This is a genomic window from Streptomyces sp. NPDC051183, assembly GCF_040682455.1.
In the GTDB taxonomy this organism is placed as follows: Bacteria; Actinomycetota; Actinomycetes; order Streptomycetales; family Streptomycetaceae; genus Streptomyces.
On sequence record NZ_JBFBBA010000084.1, the window covers coordinates 1 to 11,739 of the forward strand.

The window sequence follows — 11,739 nt, forward strand, 5'->3', positions numbered from 1 at the left end:
CTTCGAATCGGTGTGCGGTGGCGGGAAGGATACTTCAGCGCACTGACACCGCAGCCGCGCTTCCCGCCACCGACCGGAAAGACTGTCCGGGAGTCTGGGCCGGACCCGGTGTGTGCGCGGGGTGAAGCCGCGCAGGAACACGTAGTCGAACTTGCTGTTCCAGTCGGTGGTCGTTGCGCAGGTGCGGGCGCTGGTGGCCGACGGGCGGCAGCCGGTGTCGGTGTCCAGGGCCAGGGCCCACATCGGGCCGAGTTCGGGGGCGTGTGGCAGGGCATTGAAGTCGCCGAGGACGATGGCGCGGTCGTGACGGGCGACTTCCACGGCGAGTGCCGCCACCTGGCCCGCCCGAACCGGTCCTTGCCGGCGCTCGGCGAGATGGGTGTTGAAGACGCGGACGGGCCGGCCGCCCACCAGTGTGGTGACGGCGAGGTAACCGCGTTCCTCGGAGCCGCCGTCGGGGTAATCGACGCTCACCCGGTCAGTCATCGGCGCCGCCGAGAGGATCGCCTGGCCGAAGCCGCCCGGCCGCCACGGCAGCCCTCCGCAGCGGTTCCAGTTCCGCAGGACCGTCCCGTACTCGACCCGGTAGGCCAGCCCGTAGACCTCTTCCAGGTACGTGCGGATCTGCTCGACGTCACGTACGCACGCCTCCTGGAGGCCGATGACCTGCGGCGCGTACGTGGCGATCTCCGTCGCCCGGCCGAAGTTGTTGCCGCTCCCGCACGGATTGCAGATGTTCCACGTGCCGACCCGGTCCGGTACGACCTCCTCGGCGGCGTCGAACGGCAGCAGTCTGCTGAGGGGGACGTCACCGCTCGGTGCGCCGGGGCCCAGGAGCAGTGCCAAGCAGATCGCGGCCATCACGCCCGCGGCCCACCGCGCGCCTCTTCTCAGCACCATCGCCTCCCCGGAGTGGACGCACATCATCACACGGCGCCTTCGACGCGCAATCGAGGTGCGTCTCCGGTGCCGCGGATGAGGAGGATGACCGAGTCCACGGGATCCTCGTCGCCGATGGCGATCTCGATCATCCAGGCGGGTTCCAGGAGGACTGTTCTGGCCGGGTCGGTGAGGTCGGCGACGGGGACGGTCCCCACGATCGTCGGTGCGTGCGGGTCCGCAGGTCACCGGGAGACAGAAGGCACTCCTGGGCCGGGCAACCAATACCGGCACCCAGGCGTCGGACACCACATGAAACGCGAATGGCTCTTCTCGCTCATACCCCTGGTGATCGGCGTGATCTTCCTCTGCATCGGTGCGTACGGACTCCGCCTCGCCGGTGCGCTTCGTCGCACCGGCGTCACCGCGGCAGGGCAAGTCGTCCGTCACGAAACCCGCCGAGACGACGACGGAGCCAAGTACCACCACCCGGTCGTGGCCTGGACGACCCGCGACGGCCGCGCATGCGAGTACTCCTCCAGGCTCGGCCGCGGCACCGTCGGACGCGGCTTCGGAGTCGGTACCTCTGTCACGGTCCGCTACGACGAGCAGAACCCCCGCCGTTTCGCGATCCAGGGCTGGGACTCAACGAGGGTCGACACGGTATTCGCCGTGGTGGGGACCGTGCTCACAGCAGGCACCTTGTCGGTTCTCCTCCTGCTGATCCTTCTTTGACCGCCGCAGGAGTCCGTGCACACTCCCTGTTGCCCCCGGACCCCAAGCCCGCTGGACCGACGCTGCCACGTCCAGCACTCGGCGCCGCACATCTGTTGAGGAGTAACCGACCGGGAGAGGGGCATGAGCACCTTGTGGGACCAAACCCGTCCTTCGGGATGGGGTGCAGCTCCGACTCCAGGCACAGCGCCAAGCGTCCGCGGCTTCGGTCCCCGCCCCGGACAAGTGGCGGAGGCGAGCGTCACATGACCGAAGGCGCGATTCCCTACACTGCGCCGGCGCGGGTCACCGTGCTCCGTCTGTACGACGGCGATCCGCCGTTCCGCATCGTCGAGGTCGACGGCGAAGTCGTCGGCATGGCCACGTGCATGACGGACGTGCTCTTGACCGCCTCGGGCGCCGGCATCACGATCCACGACCTCGACGATCCGGCCGAGGTCCGTTGGGTCGGCGGCGGGAAGTTCCACTGGCGGATGCCCTGACTCGTCGGCCAGCCGCTCAGACGGCAACGCTGTGGACCATGCGTGACGTACTGACTCCCTATGGTGACGGCGGCGGGTCTGGACATGATGGATGGCGGAGTCGGACGCCCCTGATGCGTCGGGGTCCGGTATGACCTCTGTCGGTGGACCGGCAAGGCAGGAGTCCCGGCTGCTGCCGTGGGAGCCATGTGGCACCTGGTAAGCGGAGTGGAGCAGATGGCAGGACTCGATCATCCCGTCATCCCGTCATCCCGCCATCCCGCTGTGAGCTGGAACACGGTTGAGGTTGACCCTGGGTCAGGCTGCAGGCTCGTCGCAACGGCCCGACGCCGACGCGGGCACAGCAGATCTGAAGGAGCAACATGTCCATCATGTCCATCACCCCGCCCGGTCAGGAGCAGGATCGCCCGGAGCTGACGAAGGCGATCGAGGACATCGTCGAGTCCGGTCTCCTCGGGGTGCAGCTGCGGGTGAACGACGGGCAGGGCGAGTGGGTCGGCAGCGCCGGGACGCGCGAGCTCGGCCAGAGTGCCGAGCCGCTGACCGACGGACACTTCCGCATCGGCAGCAGCACCAAGAACTTCGTCGCGGCATCGGTGCTCATGCTGGTGGCTGAGGGCAGGATCGGCTTGGACGCCCCGGCCGGTGACTACCTGCCCGGGTTCGGGCTGGACGGGCGGATCACGGTGCGAATGCTCTTGCAGCACACCAGTGGGATCTTCAGCCACACCGGTGAGCTCTACGAGGACGGGACGGTCGTGCTGGGGATCCCCTGGCGGGGCAAGGAGTGGGTGGACAAGCGATTCCACACCTACCTGCCCGAGGAACTGGTGCGGCTGTCATTGTCCAAGCCGGCGCGGTTCGCTCCGGGGTCGGGCTGGAGCTACTCCAACACCAATTACGTGCTGGCCCGGATGGTGATCGAGAGCGTCACCGGCCGCTCGTTCGCCGAGGAGTTGCAGCGGCTGATCCTCGGGCCCCTCGGGATGACCGGCACCGTGGCGCCGGGTACCTCGCCGGAGGTCCCCGCGCCTCACAACCACGGCTACTACCGCTACGAGGACGCCGGGCAGGAGAAGACGGTCGATGTCACCCGCCACGACCCCTCCTGGGTTGCGGCCGGCGGCGACATGATCTCGACCACCAAGGACCTGCACACGTACTTCTCTGCACTGATGGGCGGCCGGCTCCTGCCGGCCGGACTGCTGGCCGAGATGCGCACCCCGGAGGCCACGATCGGCTACGGCCTGGGGGTGTTCGCCCAGGACCTGGGCGCGGGCGGCGGCACCGTCTTCCACCACAACGGCGCCACCATCGGCTCAGCGGCGCTGATGTACAGCACGCCAGACGGTCGCACGACCATGACCGCCGGGCTGACCTACGTGGACGACGCCGACATGTCCGTAGCGCCGGCATTCCAGACCGCCCAACAGCGTCTCGTCAGCGAGGTGTTCGGCGGCGGGCAGACCGATCCGGCGCGGCCGACGCACTGAACGCCCGGGCCCATACGCTTCGAGTGGCGGCCCCTTCCGGTCGTGCGTCAGACAGAACGCGAACCGGGGCCGCGCCGGGCCTGACGGACTCGGCGCGGCCCCTTCCCCTGCTCGGCCACGCGGCGCGTCGTGGCCGAGCCCGAGCACGAGGCAGGCTGAGCGGATGACGAGCGGGGTCACGATCGGACAGGCGGCGGCGTTCGTCGGCGTCACGGTGAAGACGGTGCGCCACTACCACCGGCTCGGGCTGGTCGACGAGCCGCAGCGCGACGCCTCCGGATACCGACGGTACGGATCGCAGGAGCTGCTGAGGCTGGTGCAGGCCCGGACACTGGCCGCCGCCGGGGTGCCGCTGGCCGAGATCGGGCCGCTGCTCGACGCCGACGCCGGCCAGTTCGCCGACGCCCTCGCCGACGTCGCGCAGCAGCTCACCGACCGGATCGCGGACCTGGTAGCGCGCCTCGACACGCTGCACCGGCTCACCGAAGGCGACCGGGCCCTGCTGCCCGAGCGTGCCTGCGCGGTCCTGGAGCGGATGCCCGGCCTCGGTTTTGGCCCCGACTACGTGGCCGCACAGCGCGAGGCGCTGGTGCTGGCACGGGTACTGGTGCCGGAGGGCTTCGACGGCTTCCTGGCCCAGCTCGAACACCGGCTGGAGGACCCCGAGTACGTCGACCTGGCCAAGCGCGGCCAGGAGGCCGAGACCTGGGAACCGGACGACCCGAGGATCGAAGAACTCGCGACCGCCATGGCCGACCACTACCTCGCCAACCCCGCGCTGCTGGGAAACCCCACCAGCCAGCGGGCCTGGAACAAGGCCTCCACCCAATACCGGCTGATCAATAACCACCGCGGGGACCAGGCCCCGGTCTCAGCCCGCCTGACCGCGCTCACCGAGGCCCGACTCCGCTCCGCAGGCGTACCCATCCCACGCCCATGACGAGCCTTGTGGCAAGTCGGTGCCGCCGTTGCGGATCTGCGGCGCCCTCTACCGCGTCAACGCCCCCCGGTACTGCACGCTGCCGGCCAGGTACGAGCACGGCGTCCACGAGACGGTCATCGACACCCAGCGGCCGGTCGAGCCACGCAGTAACCACGCGCCCGCCCGCGGCGAAGCCTTCAGCCGGTCGAACTCCATCTTCGAGCGCACCAGGGTGCCCGAATCCGGCAGCGGCAGCCGCTTTGCCCAGGCGGGGACCGCCGGCCGGTCGTACCCGGGCTCGGCGCACCAACTGCTCCAGGACAGCACCGCGCCGATCCGCTGAGCGGTCTTCCCGACGGCGCCGCCGTAGCTCCGGACGGCGCTCGGTTGCGAGGTAAGGGCTGCGAGGGAGTGGCTGGAGACGGCGCGCGCGGCGAGTGCGGACGCGGCCGCCGCTGGATCGGCCCACGTTTGCCTGCCCATGACGGCACGTAGGCGTCGGCTGTCCCTGCAACCGCGTGTCGAGCTGCCGCGTCCAGAGGGCATGAGGGCAAACACTCCAGGGCGGACCGGTACGAAGCCGGAGGCCGAGCGCCAGGCCAGGTACTTCCTCGCCGGCCTCGGTGCATTGACCGGGCTGGCCGTCTGGGCACCACGCGCCGCGTTCAGTATCGACGGAGGATTTGAGGCCCACGCTCGCGATCTGAGCGTGCTCTTTGTCGACCTCCCGCTCATCCTGCTCGGCGGCGCCCTGGTGCCGCTCCTCTCCTGGGCCTTGGCCATCAGGCGGGTGCCGCCCTGGGCCGGGGCAGTCGCGGCCGTAGCCGCGCTCGCGCTCGGGGTGTGGGGTCTCACTGAGTGGTGGACCCCCGGTCAGCATCCAGACCCCGGCTACGACATACCCGGGATGTGACAGCGGCACGCGTCGCCACGATCCCGTCGCGGTCACGTTGGGACACGTCAACCGGATCGAGATGCTCAAGGGCCAGATGTTCGGCCGCGTCGGCTTCGCTCCCGTGCGGAATGAGGGTGCTGCTGGCCAGCTGACAGCTGCCATAGGTTGACGGGAACGAGAGAAGATGCACCATGGATCCCCGCATACCCCGCTTGCGTCGCAAGCCGGCCGCGATCCCGTTCCAACCGCTGCGCAGCCACTCGTTCGGCGAGGAACAACACACGGTGTTCCCTGCGGGTCATGGATCCGCGCGGGGGAACCAGGGGAAAGTACGCCCGGGCCCGCGCGTGGAACACCACGCGTGGACCTTCGGGCTGCCGGAGGCCCCCGTCGGCCTCACCGCGGGCGTGGGGGATGAGGTGGACACCTGAGATCTCACTCGCCGCCGGAGTCGACGTCCAGGCGCGGGAACTTACGCCCCGTCGTCGGGCTCTGGCTCCTGCGCCTTTGCGGCGCAGGGTCGCGTCGGGGCGCAGCCCCCTGCGTGTGGCCGGCCGGGCGTCGCACCGTAGCGTCCAGGAGGCCGGCGGCCCCGCGCAGGACGTACTCCGGGATGCTCGCGTCGCGCCCGGCCGCCTCCAGGTGTCGTCTGCCGCTACGGGTCACCCGGCGGTCCGCGCCCTTCACCAGGCCCCATGCGGCCAGCCGACGGCCGATCTCATAGCTCTCCAGGGAGCGTTGCAGGTTGGAGCGCACGGCGTCGATGCTCCTAGTGTGCCCGCAGAACGCGACCACACGACGCTCGACCGCATGCCCTGGCAACTCCCCGTCCACCGTACGCACCTGCGAGGCGTGCACCACGAGCAGGCCGCGCCTGTTGAGCGCGACGATCGCGCTGTCCGCCACCCGCCGCGCCCCGCCCGCCAGGAACGCGATGTCGTACACATCCAGATCCCGTATCTCGTCCGAGCCCCTTGCGAACTGCCGGAACACCCACCGCATACCAGCCCCCCGTTTCGACCCACTTCATCCGCCAGGAGTGTCACCTGACAGCGCAGCGCCCAACCCTCTTCCCGCGATCTCAGAGCAAAACTTGAGCCACGGCCGCGCTGGCGTGTTTCCGCTGCTTGCGGATTGGTGCGGTAGGCCCGTGGGAGTAGTGGCCTGTCAGGTCGTCGTGAGGAGGCCGCCCGTATTCAGGCCGGGTTGGCCGCAGCCGCGGAGGAATGGCAGGAGTGAAGTTCCCCCCGCTGCCCGGACAGCCTGATACTGGGACGGACGGTCCCAGAGGAAGCAGTTCCAGCCTGCGTTCCGCGTAATTCAGCGGCCTGGAGTCACGAATCTGGGGTCTGACCTGGGCGGACATGGGTGAGGGCGCCTGAGAGGCGTTTCTCTAGGCGCTGGTGTTCGTGCTGGTCAGCGGCGTGTGGGTTCGAGGGCGATGATCTGCTTCGGTGCGGGGATGTTGAGCTTGGTCAGGAGGTCGGTCTGGGGCTTGGTGAGGGTGGTGACCTGCCGGAACAGGCCGGTGGGGCCGGTGAAGGTACCGAGGTGGAGCCGGTCGAGCTCGCGGCGGACGGTCGTCCAGGTCGCGCCGGTGGTCGTCTCGATGATGCGGATCAGCAGCAGGGCGAGCCAGCAGAGGACGACGTGTGCGCGTATGCGTTCCTCGAGCCGGTGGTAGACGGGCCGCAGGTCGATGATCTGCTTCATGTCCCGCCAGCCTCGCTCGACTTCGAGGAGCTGCTTGTAGCCGAGGGCGATGTCCTCCGCGGTCAGGTGCGGGTCGGAGCATCGCAGCAGGTACTTGCCGTCGAGGTTCTCCTCGGCCTTGACCTTCGCGGTGTCGATGCGGAGCTTGCCGGCCGGGGGCGTGCGGAGGTAGCGGTTGAGGCCGGGCTTGTCGGCGATCTTCCCGCGGAGCTCGCCGCGCTTGAAGTCGCTGAGCTTGTCGGTGTCCTCGATCAGGGTCGTGAGCTGGGCGACGAGCTGTTCGCGTATGCGCTGGTCACGGGTTGCGGCTTCGGGGTTGTGGCAGATCACGAACCGTTCCGTGTCGGAGATCCGCACCTCCTTGACCCGCATGTTCCCGGCGATCTCGCCGTAGCGGCCCTGCCGGGACAGGGCCGCCTTCACTTCCGGACTCCCTGAGCGGAGTTTCTCGCCGACGATGTAGGCGTTCTCGCCCTGGCGGAGGTAGCGGCGGTTGCGTTCGCTGGAGAATCCCCGGTCGGTGACCCACACGATCTTGCTCAGGGTCCAGTCGCGCATGTCGTCCTTGACCTGCCGGATCAGCTTCTGGTCACCGGTGTTGCCGGGCCAGGACCAGACGCGGACCGGGATCCCGTCCCGGGTGACGGCCATCCCGATCACGATCTGCGGGAGATCGTCGCGGGAGTCCTTCGACTTGCCGAAGGCGCGGAACCCGGCCTGGTCCGGTGTGTCACCGCTGTCGTCTGCGGCCGGCAGGAGGCGGCCCTTGTCGTCGCGGGCGACGGGCTCGTCGGCCTCCTCCAGCTCGAAGTAGGTGCTGGTGGTGTCGAAGAACAGCAGATCGACCTCGAGGTTGAGGAGGTTCGCGACTTCGTCGAACACCCGCTTCTCAAGGTCGTCGGTCACCTCGTGGAGCCAGTCCATCGCCCGGTAGCAGGCGTCGTCGTCGGTCGCGGCCAGGCCGTCGACATGCACGTCGTGCGTGACCCAGTCCGCGGCGGCCAGCTTCGACGACGGAGCCAGGGCCCGGTTCGCGACCAGGGAGAACAGCACCCGCTCGGTCACCGACATATCCCGGCGCCGACCCCGCTTGGGCTGTCCCACCTGCCCGACGATCTGGTCGATCTTCAGCCGCCGCCACAGATGATCGAGGACGTAGATGCCCCCGAACGGGACTGACGAGACGAACTCCAGGTCACCCGCCGCGGTCGAGGCCAGCGCCTCTCCCGGCTCCAGCAGCCGCGATAGAGACGCGACCAGGCGTTTCACCGCGTCCCGGTCGAGGTCGTCCTCACGGCCGAACGTGAACAGGACCTTCGGGACCGCCCGGCCCTTCACCGGATCCCACTCGTTGTGGGCCAGGTGCAGGTACCGGACTGTGCCGGACTTGTTCTCCCGCTTCGTCGTCTTCACGTACACGACTCCAGACCCTACGGAGCAACTCCAGGTCAGCGCAGGCGAATCCGCAAAGTCGCGTCTCTAGGCGAATCCGGCCGCGTCGCCAGCCCTCACCCCGCTGACCTGCACCTTCAACCCGGCAGGTACTCCAGAACCCCTGAATTACGCGGAACGCAGGACGATCGCCTACGTCGCCCGCCGCACCACCGAAGGCAAGACGAAACGCGAGATCATTCGCTGCCTCAAGCGCTACGTCATCCGCGAGGTCTACCACCTGCTCCGACCCGCCCCACAGACAGCCTCTGCGGCCAGTTGACAACTATAGGAGCGTCAACGCCCTGATGGAGAGCACGATCGGCCTGTTCAAGACCGAGCTGATCAAACCCCGACGGCCATGGAAGACGCTGTCCGACGTCGAGCTCGCCACCGCCGAGTACGTCGACTGGTACAACCACCGTCGACTCCACGGTGAGATAGGCCACGTCCCGCCCGTCGAATACGAGAACAACCACTACCGCGCAACCACGAAACCCCGCAGGTCACAACCAACATCTGAGATCTCTACCGAACCCGGAACGGTTCATTGCAGTACTAGGGCCTGTTGTGAAAGTGCTGGCCCCGCCACTCTTTGAGGATCGCGATCAGCACGGTGCCTGCTGGCGCGTCTCGCACCCTTCTCACCACCCCGAGCGGGGCAAACGGCTTGGTGCTGCGCCCGCGGCTACCGACGGACACAGCAACCACAGCATCTATGAAATTGCAGACTTCTGCAATTCATGGATGCCCCCTCTGCCGGTCGTTGCGGGTCACGTACGGGATCTTGAGACCACGAGTAGCCCGTGGCAGGCTCATGCCGCATGATCGATGAATTCGCGAAGGACAACCTGCACGGGAGACTGTGGCGGGACCGCAAGGCGCTGCTCTGGAAACTCGACGGTTTGTCTGAGTACGACGCCCGCCGGCCTTTGACGGCGACCGGGACCAACCTCCTCGGCCTGGTCAAACACGTGGCCACCGTCGAGGCCAGGTACTTCGGCGAGGTCTTCGACCGCCCTTCCCCGGAACCGCTGCCCCGGTGGCAGGACTCCGACGGCAGCGATCAGTGGGCGGCCGAGGACGAGAGTCGCGATCAGATCATCGGGTTCTACCGGCGCACGTGGGAACACTCGGACGCGACGATCAACGAGCTCTCCCTCGACGCCCCCGGCCACGTGCCGTGGTGGCCAGAGCCCCATCCCAACACGAACCTGTTCGCGATCATGGTCCACGTCCTCGGCGAGTCCATCCGACACGCAGGCCACGCCGACATCCTGCGCGAGGGCCTCGACGGCCGGACCGGGCTGCGCGCCGAACACGAGAAGCCGATCGACGAGGAAGCCCGCGCAGCCCACCGCGCGAAGATCGAGCAGGCCGCCAGGTCGGCCACACCAATCAGCGATTGACAGCACACACGCACCTCTGCCCGACGTACTGAGCAGCCGCAGCCGCAGCCATCAGGCCGTCCGCCCCTCGGCCAGGGACGCGTCCATGGTTGCAGTTCTGGTTGCATTCGCGTCCGCGGCCGTACGGACGGAGGCCAGCAGAACGCTCCGCAGCAGGTCAGAACGCGAACGGCCCCCGGCGGACCCCCGTACGAACATTTGGCGGGCGTGCTGCTCACGCACCAGGACGTGCGCCTGCAGCCGGATGCTGGCGGCGAGGACGAGCGGGTCACCGAAGCGCTCTGCCTCGGCCATGGCCCGGCCGACGGCGAGCGTCGTTCGAGGAAGCGCAGCAGCTCCAGCCGGCTGGAGCCGGCGGACGGTTCCATGGTCAGTTTCCGTGCTGCGCCCGTCGCTTGGCGCGGCGGGTCTCGCAGAAGGGGTTCTCCGGGGGGTTCGCCGGGGTCCCGTACCGCGCGCAAAACCGGTACCGCGCGCAGGGTCCCGTCTGGCCGGGTCCCCGGGTGGCCGGTACGGGCTGCGAGCGGGGCGTACCGGTGGCCTGCTCGTTCATACCGGGTTCCGTTCTGCGGGGGCGGGTGTGCGGGCGGCGCGGCGCAGCGACGCCGCCGGCCCGCCAGTCGGCGGCCGTCTCCCAGTAAGGATGGGTGCACAGCTGCCCGGACAGGGCGATCAGCCGCTGCCGCAGCACCGTCGTCCCGGTGGCCGGGGCCTTGGCGAGATCGGTGTAGGTGGCCAGCCACGCCCGTTCGATGGCGAGCAGGTCAGGCGGGAAGCGGAATGGTGTTCTCACACCCCCAGTGGAAACACACGTTCGATTTCTGGGGAAAGTCCGCCACGAAGGTTGCGAGGCTGCGACAGGTCTCGCGTAGCGGGATCGGGGGATGGGCGCAGTGTCGTTTTGCCGGTGAAAGTCGGTAACTCACACGGGTTGGTTCTCGCTCAAAGGTCTGTCCGTAACCCTGCGTGTTTGCTAAAACCGTGGCGTGATCAAGAACTCGCTGCGCGGCCTGACCGTGCTCACGCTCGCATTCGCTTCTCTGCTGGCCCCGTCGCTGGCCGCCCCCGCCAGCGCCTCCTCCAACATCCACTTCTACGCCTTCGAAGACCCGACTCGTCTGAAGAAGACCATCCACGTCGACGTCGTCGACGGCTGGGCTGCCACGAACGAGCACCGGATCGGGGTGTGTAAGAGCATCCGCGTCGGGCGGGACTTCTTCAACGAGACCGGCCGGATCATCCAGCTGTTCCGGGTCGCGGGGTGCGCGGGGAACCCGGACTTCCAGCTCGAGGACGGGCAGGAACTGGCCAACGGACCCGGTTTCCAATCGGTCCTCGTCATCCGCTGACCGTTCCGGCAGCTGCAGCCTGCCGTTAGGGGTGGGCGTCCGCTACCCCGCCGGGGTACTGGATGCCCCCCCTGCCTCCCCACGTGCCTGATCCACCCGCCTGCGGGCTACCGCTCCGCGCTTCCTGGTCGCGGCGACGGTGCGATGGCCCGGAGACTCCGACACCCTTGGAGCGTCCATTGGACCAGCCGTCTTCCCCGCCCGCCCGGCACACCTCATCCCTTTCGCGGCGCTGCCGCCTTCCGGACCTGGCGGTACTGCTCGCTGTCGTGGCTACGGCCTTGCCAGCCTCGGAGCGGTAGTTGTCAAGTTAAATGAGATGTTTGTGGTGCTATGAACCTTGTGGTTCGGGTTCTCTGCGTTTGGCTGGGTCGTTGATCCAGACCTGGCTGGGTATCTGGGGTGGTTTCGGTCGGCGGGCGAAGCGTGCG

At 68.4% G+C, this 11,739-nt stretch carries 12 protein-coding genes and 5 pseudogenes; 10 read left to right on the forward strand and 7 right to left on the reverse strand.

Going from position 1 to position 11,739, the window contains the following annotated elements:
- Positions 1-900 (reverse strand): endonuclease/exonuclease/phosphatase family protein (locus AB0M99_RS36565; protein ID WP_365928394.1); only part of this gene is annotated, 900 nt, incomplete at its 3' end.
- 26 nt (positions 901-926) lie between these two features.
- Complete coding sequence (locus AB0M99_RS36570) at positions 927-1,097, reverse strand: hypothetical protein (protein WP_365928396.1); 171 nt, start codon at positions 1,095-1,097, stop codon at positions 927-929.
- Positions 1,098-1,227: 130 nt separating this feature from the next.
- On the opposite strand from AB0M99_RS36570, the gene AB0M99_RS36575 reads away from it, so the two are divergent.
- The 4 genes from AB0M99_RS36575 (at position 1,228) to AB0M99_RS36590 (ending at position 4,529) form a co-directional block, all read left to right on the forward strand.
- A complete protein-coding gene (locus AB0M99_RS36575; protein ID WP_365928398.1) occupies positions 1,228-1,614 on the forward strand; it encodes a DUF3592 domain-containing protein in 387 nt (128 codons plus the stop codon).
- Between the two features lie 245 nt (positions 1,615-1,859).
- A complete protein-coding gene (locus AB0M99_RS36580; protein ID WP_365928400.1) occupies positions 1,860-2,096 on the forward strand; it encodes a hypothetical protein in 237 nt (78 codons plus the stop codon).
- A 371-nt stretch (positions 2,097-2,467) separates the two neighbouring features.
- The gene (locus tag AB0M99_RS36585) at positions 2,468-3,589 is read left to right on the forward strand and encodes a serine hydrolase domain-containing protein (RefSeq protein WP_365928416.1); all 1,122 of its coding nucleotides are present in this window, start codon (positions 2,468-2,470) and stop codon (positions 3,587-3,589) included.
- 163 nt (positions 3,590-3,752) lie between these two features.
- Positions 3,753-4,529: a MerR family transcriptional regulator gene (locus tag AB0M99_RS36590; protein ID WP_365928402.1), complete on the forward strand. Its 777-nt coding sequence runs from the start codon at positions 3,753-3,755 to the stop codon at positions 4,527-4,529.
- A gap of 174 nt (positions 4,530-4,703) precedes the next feature.
- On the opposite strand, the pseudogene AB0M99_RS36595 reads toward AB0M99_RS36590, so the two are convergent.
- Positions 4,704-4,919: pseudogene (locus AB0M99_RS36595) on the reverse strand (site-specific integrase); the annotation flags it as partial.
- A 136-nt stretch (positions 4,920-5,055) separates the two neighbouring features.
- Here AB0M99_RS36595 and AB0M99_RS36600 point away from each other — a divergent pair.
- Positions 5,056-5,424 (forward strand): hypothetical protein, encoded by a 369-nt coding sequence (locus AB0M99_RS36600; protein WP_365928404.1) that lies wholly within the window; start codon positions 5,056-5,058, stop codon positions 5,422-5,424.
- Between the two features lie 173 nt (positions 5,425-5,597).
- Positions 5,598-5,687: pseudogene (locus AB0M99_RS36605) on the forward strand (SMI1/KNR4 family protein); the annotation flags it as partial.
- 154 nt (positions 5,688-5,841) lie between these two features.
- Here AB0M99_RS36605 and AB0M99_RS36610 read toward each other — a convergent pair.
- Both AB0M99_RS36610 and AB0M99_RS36615 read right to left on the reverse strand, forming a co-directional pair.
- A complete protein-coding gene (locus tag AB0M99_RS36610) occupies positions 5,842-6,408 on the reverse strand; it encodes a TIGR04222 domain-containing membrane protein (protein WP_365928406.1) in 567 nt (188 codons plus the stop codon).
- A 414-nt stretch (positions 6,409-6,822) separates the two neighbouring features.
- Positions 6,823-8,532 (reverse strand): IS1634 family transposase, encoded by a 1,710-nt coding sequence (locus tag AB0M99_RS36615; protein WP_365928408.1) that lies wholly within the window; start codon positions 8,530-8,532, stop codon positions 6,823-6,825.
- A gap of 154 nt (positions 8,533-8,686) precedes the next feature.
- Here AB0M99_RS36615 and AB0M99_RS36620 point away from each other — a divergent pair.
- The 3 genes and pseudogenes from AB0M99_RS36620 to AB0M99_RS36630 all read left to right on the forward strand — a co-directional run.
- Positions 8,687-8,833, forward strand: a pseudogene (locus AB0M99_RS36620) (IS110 family transposase); the annotation flags it as partial.
- A 16-nt stretch (positions 8,834-8,849) separates the two neighbouring features.
- Positions 8,850-9,032 (forward strand): annotated as a pseudogene (locus AB0M99_RS36625) (IS3 family transposase); the annotation flags it as partial.
- 342 nt (positions 9,033-9,374) lie between these two features.
- Entirely contained in the window at positions 9,375-9,959 is a 585-nt protein-coding gene (locus AB0M99_RS36630; protein ID WP_365928410.1) for a DinB family protein, read from the forward strand.
- Positions 9,960-10,166: 207 nt separating this feature from the next.
- Here AB0M99_RS36630 and AB0M99_RS36635 read toward each other — a convergent pair.
- Together AB0M99_RS36635 and AB0M99_RS36640 are read right to left on the reverse strand one after the other, a co-directional pair.
- Positions 10,167-10,271, reverse strand: a pseudogene (locus tag AB0M99_RS36635) (heavy metal transporter CzcB); the annotation flags it as partial.
- A gap of 58 nt (positions 10,272-10,329) precedes the next feature.
- Positions 10,330-10,752: a hypothetical protein gene (locus AB0M99_RS36640; protein ID WP_365928412.1), complete on the reverse strand. Its 423-nt coding sequence runs from the start codon at positions 10,750-10,752 to the stop codon at positions 10,330-10,332.
- 193 nt (positions 10,753-10,945) lie between these two features.
- Here AB0M99_RS36640 and AB0M99_RS36645 point away from each other — a divergent pair, with 193 nt between their 5' ends.
- On the forward strand, positions 10,946-11,308 hold the full coding sequence (locus AB0M99_RS36645; RefSeq protein WP_365928414.1) for a hypothetical protein: 363 nt from the start codon (positions 10,946-10,948) through the stop codon (positions 11,306-11,308).
- The last annotated feature ends 431 nt before the right edge of the window (positions 11,309-11,739 follow it).